13 protein-coding genes are annotated in these 15,606 nt (G+C 67.5%); 10 read left to right on the forward strand and 3 right to left on the reverse strand.

Features of this window, described 5'->3' with window-relative positions:
* Positions 1-171: 171 nt before the first annotated feature.
* Positions 172-1,068 carry a LysR family transcriptional regulator gene (locus tag D3A59_RS06660; RefSeq protein WP_119154116.1) on the reverse strand — a complete coding sequence of 299 codons (897 nt, stop codon included), beginning with the start codon at positions 1,066-1,068 and terminating at the stop codon, positions 172-174.
* 112 nt (positions 1,069-1,180) lie between these two features.
* Here D3A59_RS06660 and D3A59_RS06665 point away from each other — a divergent pair, with 112 nt between their 5' ends.
* The 7 genes from D3A59_RS06665 to D3A59_RS06695 all read left to right on the forward strand — a co-directional run bounded on the left by D3A59_RS06665 (position 1,181) and on the right by D3A59_RS06695 (position 9,253).
* On the forward strand, positions 1,181-2,536 hold the full coding sequence (locus D3A59_RS06665; protein WP_119154117.1) for an acyclic terpene utilization AtuA family protein: 1,356 nt from the start codon (positions 1,181-1,183) through the stop codon (positions 2,534-2,536).
* A complete protein-coding gene (locus D3A59_RS06670; protein WP_119154118.1) occupies positions 2,533-2,889 on the forward strand; it encodes an AtuA-related protein in 357 nt (118 codons plus the stop codon). Before D3A59_RS06665 ends, D3A59_RS06670 begins: the two co-directional genes overlap by 4 nt.
* A gap of 29 nt (positions 2,890-2,918) precedes the next feature.
* Positions 2,919-3,893: a Bug family tripartite tricarboxylate transporter substrate binding protein gene (locus D3A59_RS06675; RefSeq protein WP_119154119.1), complete on the forward strand. Its 975-nt coding sequence runs from the start codon at positions 2,919-2,921 to the stop codon at positions 3,891-3,893.
* Positions 3,894-4,028: 135 nt separating this feature from the next.
* Positions 4,029-6,158, forward strand: a complete 2,130-nt coding sequence (locus tag D3A59_RS06680; protein WP_119154120.1) for an alpha/beta hydrolase domain-containing protein — start codon at positions 4,029-4,031, stop codon at positions 6,156-6,158.
* Between the two features lie 460 nt (positions 6,159-6,618).
* Positions 6,619-7,428: a sensor histidine kinase gene (locus D3A59_RS25810; RefSeq protein ID WP_170162313.1), complete on the forward strand. Its 810-nt coding sequence runs from the start codon at positions 6,619-6,621 to the stop codon at positions 7,426-7,428.
* The gene (locus D3A59_RS06690; RefSeq protein ID WP_170162314.1) at positions 7,425-8,861 is read left to right on the forward strand and encodes an RAD55 family ATPase; all 1,437 of its coding nucleotides are present in this window, start codon (positions 7,425-7,427) and stop codon (positions 8,859-8,861) included. Before D3A59_RS25810 ends, D3A59_RS06690 begins: the two co-directional genes overlap by 4 nt.
* 5 nt (positions 8,862-8,866) lie before the next feature.
* The gene (locus tag D3A59_RS06695; RefSeq protein WP_157991420.1) at positions 8,867-9,253 is read left to right on the forward strand and encodes a response regulator; all 387 of its coding nucleotides are present in this window, start codon (positions 8,867-8,869) and stop codon (positions 9,251-9,253) included.
* Positions 9,254-9,413: 160 nt separating this feature from the next.
* Here D3A59_RS06695 and D3A59_RS06700 read toward each other — a convergent pair whose 3' ends face one another.
* Together D3A59_RS06700 and D3A59_RS06705 are read right to left on the reverse strand one after the other, a co-directional pair.
* Positions 9,414-9,809 carry a response regulator gene (locus D3A59_RS06700; protein ID WP_157991421.1) on the reverse strand — a complete coding sequence of 132 codons (396 nt, stop codon included), beginning with the start codon at positions 9,807-9,809 and terminating at the stop codon, positions 9,414-9,416.
* A gap of 8 nt (positions 9,810-9,817) precedes the next feature.
* The gene (locus D3A59_RS06705) at positions 9,818-11,650 is read right to left on the reverse strand and encodes a histidine kinase famiy protein (RefSeq protein ID WP_272868050.1); all 1,833 of its coding nucleotides are present in this window, start codon (positions 11,648-11,650) and stop codon (positions 9,818-9,820) included.
* A gap of 592 nt (positions 11,651-12,242) precedes the next feature.
* Here D3A59_RS06705 and D3A59_RS06710 point away from each other — a divergent pair.
* From D3A59_RS06710 to D3A59_RS06720, 3 genes are all read left to right on the forward strand, one after another.
* On the forward strand, positions 12,243-13,412 hold the full coding sequence (locus tag D3A59_RS06710) for an ATP-binding protein (RefSeq protein ID WP_157991422.1): 1,170 nt from the start codon (positions 12,243-12,245) through the stop codon (positions 13,410-13,412).
* A gap of 204 nt (positions 13,413-13,616) precedes the next feature.
* Positions 13,617-14,588, forward strand: a complete 972-nt coding sequence (pip, locus tag D3A59_RS06715; protein WP_119154127.1) for a prolyl aminopeptidase — start codon at positions 13,617-13,619, stop codon at positions 14,586-14,588.
* A 364-nt stretch (positions 14,589-14,952) separates the two neighbouring features.
* A partial coding sequence (locus D3A59_RS06720) for an alpha/beta fold hydrolase (RefSeq protein WP_336470406.1) occupies positions 14,953-15,606 on the forward strand: 654 nt, incomplete at its 3' end.

Here is a 15,606-nt window from a genome sequence, read left to right on the forward strand (position 1 = left end):
GCCGCACCTCGGGCGCGCGGCCGTCGCCGCGTTCGACATCACCCGCGACGGGGCCATCGCGCCGCGCGACGCGTCCGTGACGCGGCCGCGTTCGCGCGCTGCCTGCCGCCGTCGCCTTGCTTCCCGCGCGCTCATTTGGCATAGCCCGGACGACCGCCATCGATTTCCGTCTCACCCGGCCTGCTCGTCCGGCTTCTTCCTCATCACGAGTTCGTACAGCGCCTGGGCCGCCGCCGACAGGCTGCGGTCGCGACGGCGGATCAGGAAGATCCGGCGCGTGAGGCCGGCCACCTGCAGCGGCCGCGTCACGAGGCCGGGCTGCTCGAAATGGAACAGCGTCAGCGCCGGCACCACGCTGATGCCGAGGCCGCTGCGCACCATGCCCATGACGGTGGCGAGCTGTTCCACCTCCATCAGCGTGTTCATCTGCATCGGGTGCACCGCGGCGTCGAGGTACTGCCGCACGCTGCTGGTGCGCGCGAGCTGCACGAAGGGATGGCTCGCGAGGTCGCGCAGCCGCAGCACCGGCGCCGTGGCGAGCGGGTGATCGGCCCGGCACACGAGGTGGAAGCGGTCGCTGCAGAACACCTCCGTGCGCAGCTCGGGGCTGTCGGCGCGGATCGCGGCGAGCGCGAAGTCGGCGCTGCCCGAGCGCACCCGCTCCAGGCAGTCCTCCGACAGCACGTCGGCCACGTCGAGGTCGATGCCGGGATAGAGCGCGTGGAACTCGGACAGCACCGGCGGCAGCCAGCCCGCGGCGAGCGAGGGCAGCACCGCGAGCGACACCCGCCCGCGCCGGCGCGCCACGTGGTCGCGCACGTCCGTCATCGCGTGGTCGAAGTCGGCCAGCAGGCGCTGCGCCACCTCCTCGAAGGACTCGCCCTCGGGCGTCAGCTCCACCTTGCGCGTGTTGCGGTCGAACAGCCGCACGCCGAGCAGCTCCTCCAGCGAGCGGATCAGCGCGCTGAAGGCCGGCTGCGACAGGTGCAGCCGGGCCGCCGCCCGCGTGAAGTTGCGCTGCTGCGCCAGCGCGACGAAGGCACGCAGCTGCCGCGTCGAGACATCCATCTGCATTTCGAATCAACGGATCTGAATTTTCGATTTCACAGATTAACCCGGTCTGCCTAGAGTTCGCTGCATCCCGGGGTGCGAAGCACACCCGCCTCCTTCAGAGGACACGATGAGACAAGACCCCCTGCTGATCGGCTGTGCCGCCGGCTTCTCCGGAGACCGCGTCGACGCCGCACGCGCCGTCGTCGACACGCTGATCCGGCGCGGCCAGCCCTCGGTGCTGATCTTCGAGACGCTGGCGGAGCGCACGCTCGCGCTCGCCCAGCTGCGCCGCCGCGACGACCCGGAGTCGGGCTACGAGCCGCAACTCGCGGCGCTGCTGCGCCCGGTGCTCGCGGACTGCCTCGCCCACGGCATCCGCATCGTCAGCAACTTCGGCGCAGCCAATCCGGCGGGCGCGGCGCGGCGCATCGCGGCGCTGGCCCATGAGCTCGGCCTGGCGGTGCCGCGCATCGCGGTGATCGAAGGCGACGACGTGAGCGGCGCGGAATTCGTGCCGCTGCTCGCCTCGCACCTCGGCAGCGATTTCGATCCCCGGCAGATCGTCGCCGCCAACGCCTACATCGGCGCCGAGGCGATCGCCGACGCGCTGCGCGCGGGGGCCGAGATCGTCGTCGCCGGCCGCGTCGCCGATCCCTCGCTCGCGGTCGGCCCGGCGATGGCGCACTACGGCTGGGCGGCCGACGACTGGGACCGGCTGGCCCGCGCGACGATGGCCGGGCACCTGCTCGAGTGCGGCGCGCAGGTCTGCGGCGGCTACTTCGCCGACCCCGGCTACAAGGACGTGCCGGACCTGCACGCGGTCGGCTTCCCGGTCGCGGAGATCGACGCCGAGGGCGGGTGCGTGATCACGAAGGCCGACGGCACCGGCGGCCTCGTCACCGAAGCCACCGTGAAGGAGCAGCTGCTCTACGAGATCCACGACCCGTCGTGCTACCTGACGCCGGACGTCGTCGCCGACCTCGGCGAGGCGCTCGTCGAGGAGGTCGGCCCCGACGCGGTCGCGCTGCGCGGCGTGCGCGGCCGCGCCCGTCCGGCAACGCTGAAGGTCACCGCGCTGCGAGAGGCCGGCTGGCTCGCCGAGGGCGAGATCTCCTATGCCGGGCCCGGCGCCGAGGCGCGCGCGCGGCTCGCCGCCGAGGTGCTGCGCCGGCGGCTCCCGACCCTTGCGCTGCGCATCGACCTGATCGGCGTGCTGAGCGTGCTCGGCGACGACGCGGGCCGCATGCTCGCCGGCACCGTGCCCGGCGACGCGCGCGACGTGCGGCTGCGCGCGGCCGCCTCGCATGCCTCCCGCGCCGAGGCCGAGCGGCTGCTGCTGGAGGTCACCGCGCTCTACACCTGCGGACCCGCGGGCGGCGGAGGCGTGCGCACCGCGATGCGCCCGCGCCTGGGCACGCTGTCGTGCCTGTTGCCGCGCGAGGCCGTGAAGACCGGCCACCGGATGCTGGAGGACCTGGCATGAACGAGACGATCACCGTGCCCTTGCGCCGCCTCGCCCACGGCCGCACCGGCGACAAGGGCAACCGCAGCAACATCAGCGTGATCGCGTGGGCCCCCGAGTTCTGGGAGCCGCTCGTCGCGCAGCTCACCGAGGCGAGGGTTGCCGGCGCCTTCGCCGACCGCCGGCCGGGCGCCGTCACCCGCTACCTGCTGCCGAAGCTGCAGGCGATGAACTTCGTCATCGACGAGGTGCTCGACGGCGGCGTCAACGACTCGCTGAACCTGGACACCCACGGCAAGGCGCTGTCCTTCCTGCTGCTCGACCTGGAGGTCGAGATCCCGGCCGAACTGCAGCCGCTGCTGCGCGGCGCCTGAAACCTTCCACCACAAAGAGGAGACATCGAATGAACATGAAGCGACGCACCTGGATCGCCGCCGCCTGCACCCTGGCCGCCGCGAGCCTCGCCGGCCCCGCCTGTGCGCAGAACTACCCCGCCAAGCCCCTCACCTTCGTCGTGCCCTTCGCCGCCGGCAGCGCCACCGATTCGCTCGCCCGCGCGCTCGGGCAGTCGATCACGGCCCAGACCGGCCAGCCCGTCGTCATCGAGAACAAGGCGGGCGCCAGCGGCATGCCGGCGGCGCAGTCGGTGGCACGCGCCCCCGCCGACGGCTACACGGTGCTCATCACCACCAACACCACGCACGCGGCCAACCAGCACCTCTACAAGAGGGTGCCCTACGACCCGGTGAAGGACTTCGTTCCGGTGACCGCGCTCGCCAAGGGCGGTCAGGTGATGGTGGTCAACGCGAACTCGCCCTACAGGAGCGTGGGCGAGCTGGTGGCCGCGGCGCGCAAGGAGCCGGGCAGGATCACCTTCGGCAGCGGCAGCTCCTCGAGCCGCGTGGCTGGTGAGCTGCTCAAGCAGATGGCCAACATCGACCTGCTGCACGTCCCCTACAAGAGCAACCCGCTCGCGATCACCGACCTGCTCGGCGGCCAGATCGACATGATGATCACCGACACCGCCACCGGCGTGCCGCAGGTCAAGGCCGGCAAGCTGCGCGCGCTGGGCGTCTCCACGCCGCAGCGCCAGGCGCAGCTGCCCGACGTGCCGACCATCTCCGAGGCCGGCGTGAAGGGCTACGACATGGGCTACTGGTTCGCCGCCTACGTGCCCGCCGGCACACCCGCCCCGGCGGTGCAGCGCCTGCGCGAGCTGCTGGTGCAGGGCACCCAGAGTGCCGGGGCCAAGACCTTCTTCGAGTCCAGCGGCACCGAGCCCTTCACGACCACGCCCGAGGGCCTGGCGAAGTTCCAGGCCGAGGAAACGCAGAAGTGGGGCAAGGTCATCAAGGCCGCCGGCATCGAGCCGGAATGAGGCGCCGGCCCGGCGCCTGAGCCCCCCAGACCCCGACCCTGACGCGACCGCCGGCCGGTCGCGCGGGGATCGCCTTGTCCGAAACAAAGCAAGAGCCGGCGCACCGGCCCCTTCCTTCACCCGAGGAGACATCCGATGAAAACCTTCCTTGCGCGCACCGGCGTGCTGTTCACCGCCGGGCTGCTCGGCGCCTGCGGCGGCGGCAACGGCGGCGGGGACCCCGCTTCGGCGAGGCTCGCCCCCGAACTGCGCATGACCGTCACCGCCACCGAGGACTTTCCCGGCAGCTGGGGCAGCGTCGGCGCCTACGAGCGCGTCACGGGCACCATCGCCGGCGAGGTCGATCCGAAGGACCCGAAGAACGCGGTCATCCAGGACCTCGCGCTCGCGCCGGTCAACGCGCGCGGCATGGTCGAGTACAGCGCGGACTTCGTGATGCTCAAACCCAAGGACATGAGCAAGGCGAGCGGCGTGCTGCGCTACGACGCGCCCAACCGCGGCAACATCCTCACCTACCTGAACCCGACCGCCACGCCGGGCGACGCCGAGTACCTGGAGCGCGGCTACGTGATGCTCTATTCGGCTTGGCAGGGCGACGTGCCCAAGAGCAACCCGAACCGCCTGACCGTCACGGTGCCGGTGGCGAAGAACCCGGACGGCAGTCCGATCACCGGGCCCTACCGCGCCGAGCTCGTGCCGAACGCGCCCGCCGCGTCGATGTCGCTGCCCGGCGGCGTGTTCAACGGCTCGATGATCCCCTACGCGCCGGCCAGCCTCGACAACACGCTGCCCGGCTACTCGCTCACGCGCCGAGCCAACGAGACCGACGCACGCATCGCGATCCCTGCGGGCGACTGGAAGTTCGCCGACTGCAACACCACCGACAAGCCCTTCCCCGGCACGCCGGACGGCGGCAAGGTCTGCCTCAGGGGCGGCTTCGACCCGAAGTACCTCTACGAGCTGGTCTACGTCGCCAAGGACCCGAAGGTGATGGGCGTGGGCCTCGCGGCGCTGCGCGACACGGTGTCCTTCTTCCGCTCGAAGGCGAAGGACTCCGCCGGCAACGCCAACCCGCTCGCCGGCCGCATCGTGCACACGTTGGGGCAGGGCACCTCGCAGTCCGGCAACGCGATGAAGACCTTCCTGCACCTGGGCTTCAACCAGTCGCTCGACGGCGGCCGCGTCTTCGACGGCATGTTCGCGCACGTGGCGGCCCGCCAGACGAACATCAACACGCGCTTCGCGGTGCCGGGCGGCGGCGGCGGGGTGCGCACCGACCACACCGCCTTCGGCCAGACCGCGCCGCGCGCGCTCGCGGCCGACTACGTCGACCCGCTCACCGGCCGCAAGGGCGGCGTGATGACGCGCTGCGCCGCGAGCGACACCTGCCCGAAGTTCTTCCTCGGCCTCTCGGGCACCGAGTTCTGGCAACTCCAGGGCTCGCCGGTGCTCACCGACGCCTACGGCTTCCGCGACCTGGAGCAGCCCGCCAACGCGCGCATCTACTACTACGCCAGCACGCAGCACGGCGGCCCGGGCGGCACCGCGAGCATCAGCTACGCACCGGCCAACACGGTCTATCCGCGCGGCACGGTGGTGCACTTCAACGACACCTTCCGCGCGCTCTTCGTCGCGCTGGAGGACTGGGTGGTGCGCGGCACGACGCCGCCGGCCAGCCAGGTGCCGAAGATCGCCGACGGCACCCTGGTGCGCCCCGAGCAGCTCGCCTTCCCGGCGATGAGGGGCCTGAGCTGGCCGGTCGCCGGCGGCGGCAGCGCGCCGATCCCCGAGTTCGCGTACCGCGGGCTGTACAACGGCTACTCCGTGCTCGACTTCGGCCCGCAGTACCGCCCGGAGGACGAGTCCGGCATCGCGACGCAGCTGCCGCCCTTCTACACCGGCCGCGACTACGCGATCATGGTCCCGAATGTCGACGCGCAGACCGGGCTGACGACCTCGGGCATCCGCAGCGTCGAGGCGCGAGTGCCGACCGGCACGAGCCTGGAGTTCAACTACGTCGCCACGCCGGGAATCGTCGATCTCGCCAACCTTGCCGGCAGCTACATCCCCTTCCACCGCACCGAAGCCGAGCGCAATGCCGCCGGAGACGGCCGTCCCTCGTTGGAGTCGCTCTACGGCAGCCAGGCCGGCTACCTGACCCGCGTGAGGGAAGCGGCCGATGCGCTGGTCGCAGAGCGTTTCCTGCTGCCGCGAGACAGGGACCGCATCGTGCAGCAGGCTGCCGCCAACCCGGTCCTCCCCTGAGCCTGCAGGCAGAGCGAGCCGCAGCACCCTGATGAAGCCGGCATCAGACCGGCCCCGCCCCCTGCTTCCGTGCGGCCGGCGACGGCAGCGGCAAGGCCGGCGACGCCGCAGGTCGTGCCGCGGCAAGGGGGCGCCTGTCGGCGGCCGGAAAGGGCGAGGCAGCGAACCCCCCGGACCGCACGCCGGCGGACCCGCGCCCGGCCTCTCCCCGATCGCTGTTCCTGCCTTGCGGTGCTGCTGTGCCCGCATGCGCCAGGGGGTGCTTGCCGGTGCACCCCCCGACCGCTGGGTTACAGTGATTTTTTCTCGGATCCCTTCAGGGCAGCAGCTTGTCGTTGCGTCTTGGGAGACGCAAAACTCCCTCCGCCCACGCTCACTCCATGCGCTTCGATCCTCCAGTCGTCTTGCTGCTGCCCTTCGATTCGGCCGCAAACCTGCAGGATTGCGGGAGCAGACGCTCTTGAGTTCAGAGGACGTGGATTCCGCGAAGTCGGCGGATGCGCTCGCATGCGAAGTATCGCGCTTGCACGAGCGCCTTGCCGAGGCGGAACGCGCGATCCGGGCGCGCGACGATTTCCTGGCCATCGCGTCGCACGAACTGCGCAATCCGATGAATGCCCTGGGGCTTCAGCTCTCGGCAATCCAACGATTGGCGCAGCGTGATGGCGAGACGCAGCTGGGCGAGGAGTTGCAGCGAGCGCGGCGCATCCTCGATCGCTATGTTCGGCGGGCCACCACGCTCCTCGACGTGACACGCTTGAACGGCGGCAATTTCGTGATCCAGCGTGAGCGGATCGAGTTGCGTGCGCTGGTCGCTGCCTCGCTGGACGTCCATGCGGAAGAGGCGGCTTTCCGCAACGTGACGGTGACGGCCGACGTTGACGAAGGCATCGTGGGCCTCTGGGACGAGGTGGCGCTCGAGGAAATCTTCTCGAACCTGCTGACCAACGCGTTCAAGTACGGCCGGGGCAGTCCCATTACCATTCGTGGATGGCGCGATGCCGGCCAGGCCTGCCTCTCCGTGGCGGACCAGGGGCCAGGCATCGACGAACGGAACCGGCAGCGGATATTCGAGAAGTTCGAGCAGGTCGTCTCGGGCCCGAGGGTCCAGGGCGGTTTCGGCCTCGGCCTGTGGATCGCAAGCCGACTGGCCCATGCCCATGGCGGACTCATCGACGTGGAGTCGCACCCCGGACGAGGCTCCTGCTTCACCATCCGGCTCCCCCTTGCTCCGCCACACACCGATACAACCTTCGAGCTTGCAACGTGACCCAACAGGATTCCGCATCCCCCCCGAAACTCGCCCGCATAGCGACCGGCGTCCCTGGCCTGGACGAGATCACCGGCGGCGGGCTGGTGAAGTCGGGTGTCTACATCCTGCAGGGCTCGCCGGGTGCCGGCAAGACGATCCTCGCCAACCAGATCTGCTTTCACCATGCGGCGGCGGGTGGCCGGGTGGTGTACGTGACCATGCTGGCCGAATCGCACGCACGGCTCTTCCAGCACCTGAATTCGATGGCGTTCTTCGATCAGGGCCTGGTGCCCGAGAACGTCTTCTTCATCAGCGGCTTCAACGCCCTCCAGTCCGGCGGGCTGCGGGGCGTCGTGACGCTGCTGCGCAGCGAGATGCGCGCGCACAAGGCAGGCATCCTCGTGCTCGACGGCCTCGTGATGGCCGCGACCGCCGCTGCTTCCGACCAGGAACTGAAGGTGTTCATCAGCGACCTCCAGGCCCATGCCACCCTGACGGGATGCACGACGCTGCTGCTGACCAGCGATGACGCCGAACGGCCCGTGTCGGCCGAACAGACCATGGTCGACGGCATCCTGCTGCTGCGGGAGCAGACCTACGGGCCCCGGCGCGAACGGAACCTCGAGGTCCGCAAGTTCCGGGGCAGCGCGACCCTGCGCGGCAACCATGCCTTTCGCATCAGCGACGACGGCATCGTCGCCTACCCCCGCTTCGAGGCCGCGCACGCCGATTCCCCCCGCAGCGGGATCAAGCCGCGAAGCGTGTCGACCGGGGTCGCCGGGCTGGATGCGATGAGCGAGATCCGGGGCGTCCGGGAGGGCAGCGTCACGGCGCTCTCGGGCTACGCCGGCAGCGGCAAGACGGTGCTGGCCCTGCACTTCGCAGCCCAGGCCAGTGCCTCCTCGCCAGCGCTCTTCTTCGGCTTCTACGAGTCGCCCGAGTTCCTGCTGGACATCGGCGCGACCTTCGGGCTGGACTTGGCTGCCCGACAGGCGGAAGGCGCCCTGACGTTCTTGTGGCGTCCCTATGGCGAGAACCTGCTCGACGAACTGGCCTCCCATTTGCTGGAGACGGTGCGGCGGACGGGGGCGCGACGGGTCGTCCTCGACGGGGCCGGGGGATTCATGGCTGCGTCCACGTATGCCGAGCGGGGCGGCAGCTTCTTTGCAAGCCTCGCGAACGAGCTGCGCCGCATGAGCGTCACCACCTTTCTCACCGTCGAGACGGAAGACCCTGCCTCTTTTGCGACGCCCATCTCGGTCCCTAGCATGTCAGCCCTGGCCGACAACGTGATCCGGCTGCAATTCCGGCAGGACGAGCAGACCCGTCGCTTCCTCTCGATCGGCAAGATGCGCGGCTGCCGCTACGACCAGCGGGTTCGGGAAGTTTTAATGACAGAAAACGGCTTGCATATCGAGCAGGACGGTGACGATGTCGAACGCAAGGGTTGAAGGCAGTGCGGAGAATCCTGATCGTCGACGACGAGTTCTCCAACCTGGAGGCCCTCGAACTTATCCTCAGCGAGGAGGGGTATGGCGTCACGGTGGCCAGTGACGGACGGCAAGCGCTTGAAAAGCTGGAGGATGCCGTCCCGGACCTGGTTCTCACCGATCACATGATGCCGGTGATGAACGGGGCGCAACTGATTCAAGCGCTGCGCTCGGACCCTCGCCATCAGGCGATCCCGATCCTGCTGATGAGCGGGGCGCCCGAGTCGGTGCTGCGCCCCCTGACCACGGCTTACGACGCCTTCCTGCGCAAGCCCTTCGACATCGATGCCTTGCTGCAGCGGATCAAGATGCTGTTGGAGGGAGCGCCCGCGCGGAAATCCCCTGGAACCTAAGACCCAAGGCCGGCTTTCCCCGCTCCGGACAGAAGCGCCAGGAAGGGCCGGCCTGTCTCCTTGAGAGCGGGCCCGGGAGCAGGATGCTGCAGTCTCGGGGGAGGGGTTGCTCAAGGCCAGGAGCGCAAACTCGGTGAAGAGCCGGACTCCAAAACGGGGTTCACTCCGCCACCGGAGGGGTAGAAGTGGTGCTTTTTTCTTCTCGTGCATCGCACAGCATTTCACCGACCCGCTGCTCCAGCACTGCCAGACTGACCGGCTTGGCCAGAACACAGAGACGGCGCTGAGGAAAGGCTTCGTTGGCGGGGTAGCCGGACACAACGATGACTGGAAGACCGGGGCGGCGCTCGTGGAGATGCATGCTCAAATCCCACCCGCCCATGCCCGGCATCGACAGGTCGGTGATGACAAGGTCGGCCGGGTCCGCGTCATCGATTCGCAGGGCAGCGCCACCCTCGGCCGCCGTACTGACCCGATACCCGAGGCTCTCGAAATAGAGTTGGAAGAGCCCGGTCACGTCCGGATTGTCGTCCACGACGAGGAGGTGATCTGGCATGGAGGCCACTATCCTTCGTGCCGGAAGTTGGGGGAGATTTTCATCGCGCCACCCCCACCTCCTCCTGGATTGAGCGAAGACCGGATCCGGTCGAGCAACTCGGTGCGGCGGTAGGGCTTGACCAGAATGACGAAGGTCGAGGCGTTGATGCCTTGGTCCGCCAGTTCATCCATGAATCCGGTCGTCAGCAGCACGGGCAGGGCCGGAATGCGCTGCCGCACACGTTCCGCCAGGACCAGGCCGTTCATCCCGCCCGGCATCATGATGTCCGTGAACAGCAGGTCTACTTCGCCGTGCTGCTCGAGCAGTTGAAGGGCGGCTTCGCCGCTGGGTGCGGACAGCACGCGATAACCCTGCGAGCGCAGGTAGGAGTCGGTGACCTGCCGCACGTCGTCGCTGTCCTCGACCAGCAGGATGGTCTGCGGTTCGAGAGCGGGGTCGGTCGCAGGGTCGGGAATGCTCTCCGGAGTGGTTGGAACGGCGCGCTCGGCCGCGACGGGGAAGATCATGCGAACGGTCGTGCCGCGGCCCGTCTCGCTCTCGATCTCGAGTCTTCCGTGCGACTGCTGGACAAAGCCGTGCACCATTGCCAGCCCGAGCCCGGTACCCAGTCCCTTGGTGGTGAAGAAGGGCTCGGTCGCGCGCCGGGCGACCTCGGGAGACATGCCTTCGCCCTCGTCCATCACGCAGATCACGACGTAGGTTCCCATGGGAACGTGGTGCGCCTCGGTCCTGTCCCTGTCGTGCAGCGTCGTTGTCGCGACGGTGACCTTCCCGCCCTTGGGCATGGCGTCTCGTGCGTTGATCAGCACGTTGAGCAGCGCCATCTCCATGTGGACGGGATCGATGGTGCAGTAAGGCAGTCCGGGCTTGAGATCCAGGCGCAAGTCGACCTTCTCGCCGAGAGTGCGCACGAGCATCTCGCTGAAGTCCACCACCAGCGAGTTGAGGTTGATGCGCTTGGGGTCGAGCCGCTGCTTCCGGGCAAACGTCAGGAGTTGCTGTGTCAGCTTTCCGCCCTTCTGGGCGGCACGCTGTGCGTGCCTGACGGCTTGGAGCGCTGCCTCGTCGTTGCGCACCCGCATCTCCACGACCTCGAGGTTGCCCGTGACGACCTGCAGCAGGTTATTGAAGTCGTGGGCGAGGCCTGCGGTCAGCTGGCCAATGGCTTCCATCTTCTGCGCCTGACGGAACGACTGCTCGGAGACACGACGGCGCGTGATGTCCATTTGCGAGGCGAACCAGTACAGCAGCTTGCCGTGCTCGTCAAAGACGGGTCCGGTGAACAGGGCATTCCAGAATGGGGTGCCGTCGGCCTTGTAATTGAGGATATCCACCGCAACGGCACGCTGTTCCGAGACCGCGGCGCGAATCTCGGCTACGGTGCCCGGGTCGGTCTGCTCCCCCTGCAGGAAGCGGCAGTTGCGTCCGAGCACCTCCTCTTCCGCATAACCCGTCAGATCCAGGAAGGCCCGATTGATGAAGACAACCGGGTTGTCGTGCTGGGTGGGGTCTGTGACGACCATCGGCATGCGCGTCATCTCGACCGCGGCAAAGAAGACACTGCTGCGGTCGTTCAGGCCCGGGCGCGTGATGTAACTCGCCTGCCAATGCCTGATGCCGGGGTTGCCCAGCGGGTTGTAGCTGTTGCCCTCGAGTTTGCCCGCCGCCGGTACGCCGGCGCTCGCTCCCTCGCCTTGCACGTCCAGAGGCTTCTTGCCTTCCTCGTTTCCGCTGTTGCCGATCGCCATGTTCTCCGCCTGCTGTCTTCCGCTTTGCCTCGACAACCCGATCAGAGCTGAAAGGCATTCCTTGCCTTCAGCCGAGACCGAGGTCGCCACGCCTTTTCGAAAAAGTCCAGCAGCGATGAGCAGGAAGAAGGCGGAGGGGCGCGAATTCTATCTTCGGTCCCGTGCCTGCAGCAGCTCAAGGAAAATCCCACTGCCGCTGTGCTGACGCAAGGTCTCTACCTTCTCGAAATCCCCGCCGGGGGAATCCGTTTCCCGAGCTCCTCCTGCCCGCAAGTCTTGCACTTCCCGGCCAGTAGGAGCGCACGGTGCAGTACGGGCAAGGAACAGGCCCGCCAATCGCTTGCTCTACTCTGCATCCGAGCAGAGTGAGAAAACGGCCATCCTCGTTGCCCAAGGCAATGCACGCCGCGGCACCTCACTGGAAGAGTCGCAACTTCCATGGGGCTGGCGGAGGGAGTCTTCCCTCTGCCTGCGGGGGCTTCCGTTCCCTCTACCCGTCTACCGCGCCCGCAGCCCTTCCGCCGTGGTGACGTGACTTCCGCGCGCCACGCCCACCGGGGTGCCCGAGCAGATGAGACCGGGGTCTGCATGACAGCCCGAAGGCGCTGCTTGCAGGCCTCTCGCTTGCCATCACATCTCCACGGTTCCCGCCGTGCGAGCACGGCCGGGACGGGGAGGCCGCGTGAAGTTGTCGGAGTTCATCGAGCGGAATGTAGATTCCATCGTCGAAGAGTGGACGGAGCATGCCCAGGCGAACCTGCCGTCTGCACGAGGCCTGCCCCCGGAGGAGTTGCGTGACCATACCAAGCAGCTGCTCCTGCACATCGCTGACGACATGGACACGCCCCAGAGCGGCGAGGATCGGCACGAGAAGTCGCGCGGCAACCGTCCCGAGAACGCACCGGAGATCACCAGGACTGCAAAGGCCGATGCCGACCAGCGTTTCGGGTTGGGCTTCTCGCTGGGCGAGATGGCGGCGGAGTACCGGGCCTTGCGCGCCAGCGTCGTGCGCCGCTGGACCGAGCGGCTCTCGGTCGTGAACCTCGGCATGCTGGACGAGCTGACCCGTTTCAACGAGGCCCTCGATCAGGCTGCAAGCGACTCCATCGCGTGGTACGTGGACCGGGTCGAGGAATCTCGCAAGCTGCTGCTGGGCGTGCTGGGCCACGACTTGCGCAATCCGCTGGGCGCGGCACGCAACTCGGCCGACTACCTGCTGCGCACCGAGGGGTTGACGCATGCACAGACGAAGGCTGTGGTGCGCATCCGCTCGAGCACGGACCGCATCCGACAGTTGGTCAGCGACCTGCTCGACTTGACGCTGACACGGCTGGGCGGCAGCTTGCCGATCACGCTGGGCCCGGCGAACCTCGGGCAGGTCTGCCGTCAGACGCTCGACGAGTTGGAGGCGTTCCACCCGGACCGCCAGCTGCAAATGGACTGCGCGGGCGAGCTGACGGGCGAATGGGACGTGCTGCGGATAGGGCAGTTGCTGTCGAACCTGATCGCCAACGCAATCCAGCATGGCGATCCCTCTACTCCGGTGACAGTGAGCGTGCAGGAGCAGGGAGACAGCGTCGCCGTGCAGGTGCACAACCAGGGCCCTGTGATCGCTCCCGAAGCACGGCGCAAGCTGTTCGACCCGATGACGCGCCCCGTCACGCAGCACGCCGAGGGGCGCGAGGGTTCCTCCGGGCTGGGGCTCGGGCTCTACATCGTGCGCGAAATCGCGGTAGCGCATGGTGGCGAGATCAAGGTCGACTCGTCGGAACGCGAGGGCACGACTTTCACCGTCCGGCTTCCGCGCAAGCCTTCCGCAAAGGGCGCCTCGACCGGTGTTGCCAGCACATGACAGGGCGCAGAGGAAACACTTCTGCCGCCGCGGTGGTGCTCGTTCACCGGGGCGCTGCCGGACAGGGGCGGGTGCCGAACCTCCGAGGCCGCGCTTCTCGCTTCTCTTGTTCGATCACATGCTTTTCCTTCGCGGTTGAACCCATCCCCCTTTTTCATCGGGGTTCCGGAAAGCCGCATCTTCCGAACACCAAGGACCAACACCATGGACGCACCACTTGACTATCCGATGTTTCCGCCGATCGAACCGATTCGTACCGGATTGCTGCCCGTGGATGGGCTGCATACCCTGTACTGGGAAGAGTCGGGCAATCCCGAGGGCATACCCGTTGTCTATGTGCACGGGGGGCCGGGCGGAGGATCGTCCCCCGACAAGCGCCAGTGGTTCGATCCTGATTCGTACCGCATCATCTTGTTCGATCAACGCGGCGCATTCCGGGCGACTCCGCTGGCCGAGGTCCAGGGCAACACGACCCAGCTCCTGGTCGAGGATATGGAGGCCCTGCGAAAGATGCTGGGTATAGAGAAATGGCTCCTCGCCGGCGGGTCGTGGGGTACCACGCTCTCGGTCGCTTACGCGCAGAAATATCCCGACGCTTGCCTGGGGCTCATATTGCGAGGGATATTTCTCGGCACTTCGCAAGAAATCGAATGGTTTCTCCATGGCATGCGGAAATTCTTCCCCAAGGCTCACGAGGATTTTGTCGGATGGATTCCGGAGCAGGAGCGAGATGACGTCCTGTCCGCTTACGAGAAACGCCTGTTCGGAGAGGATCCGGACCGCCGGATGGATGCCGCCAGGAAGTGGTTCAAATATACGGAAAGCACCTCGCTGCTTCGACATGATCCAGAACTGGTGGAGGAGGCGGCAAAAAATGATGTGGTTGTTTACGGTACCGGTCGGCTCGACGCATTTTACTTCCGGAACAAGATGTTCCTTGACGACGATCAGTTGGTGAAGAACATGCCAAGCATCAGCCACCTGCCCGCCATGATCGTGCAGGGAGGGCACGATGTCATTGCGCCTCCGGAGTCGGCTTATCGACTGCATCGGGCATGGCCAGGTTCCGTGCTGCGCATGGTGCCGGATGCCGGACATTCGCCCTCCGAGCCGGGCATTCGCTGCGAATTGATCCAGGCGCTCGAAAGATTCAAGCGGCAAGGAAATTTCTCGTAGTACGCCTTTGAACCGGGGTGCCTGCGCTTCAAGCTTCGGCTCGGATAATTGTCGCCGAACAGAATTCTTCTGGCGCAAGGTGCGGAATCGAATTGCCAGTCGCGCTGCGGAGTGAACCCTCCCTGTCGCGGACGAGAGGCGGGAGTGCGGTCGGTCGGGCACAACGATTGCACCGTGTGCGGCGCGGAAGGCCCTCCTTGGAGGGCATTTCCCGGCTTTTCTCCTTGACGATGCTGCACCGCAGCGTAGAAAGTGCACGAACACCATGTTCAGAAATATGGCGACGAGGAACTCCCTCCCGGGGAGGGCGGGCGATTTTGCCGCTCGGCATCCTGCTCTTGCACTCGGCACGGTTGCTGCCGCGATGACGGCCCTGTGGGTCGGGCATCGGGCCCGCCGCGCCGAATCCGACAACCCGCCCATCGGGCGGTTCGTCGAGGTCGACGGGGTGCGCTTGCATTACGTCGAGCGCGGCACCGGGCCGACGGTCGTGCTGCTGCACGGCAACCTGGTGCTGCTGCAGGATTTCATCGCCAGCGGTCTCATCGATCGCCTGAGCCGCAACTACCGGGTGGTCGCTTTCGACTGTCCGGGCTTCGGCCACAGCGAGCGACCCCGGGACCGCATGTGGACGGCCAGTGCGCAGGCAAGGCTGCTGCATCTCGCGTTCGCCAAACTGGACATCGAGCGCCCGGTCGTGCTCGGCCATTCCTGGGGCGTGCTCATTGCGCTCGGAATAGCCCTGGATCATCCGGAGAGCCTGCGGGGCCTCGTGCTGGCATCCGGCTACTACTACCCGACGGCACGTCTCGACGTACCGCTGGCCGCACCGCCGGCGATTCCGGTGCTGGGCGACGTGATGCGTTACACGGTCTCGCCGGTCCTGACGCGCCTGATGCTCAAGCCCGTGGCAAAGGCCATGTTCTGGCCGGCTGCGCTGCCCGACGACTTCTTCGGGACCGGCTTTGTTGCACAAATGGCAGCGAGGGCGCCGGGCGGGGCGTGGCTTGACAGCGCC

Origin of the sequence: Caldimonas tepidiphila (assembly GCF_003569765.1) — a bacterium.
GTDB lineage: Bacteria > Pseudomonadota > Gammaproteobacteria > Burkholderiales > Burkholderiaceae_C > Caldimonas > Caldimonas tepidiphila.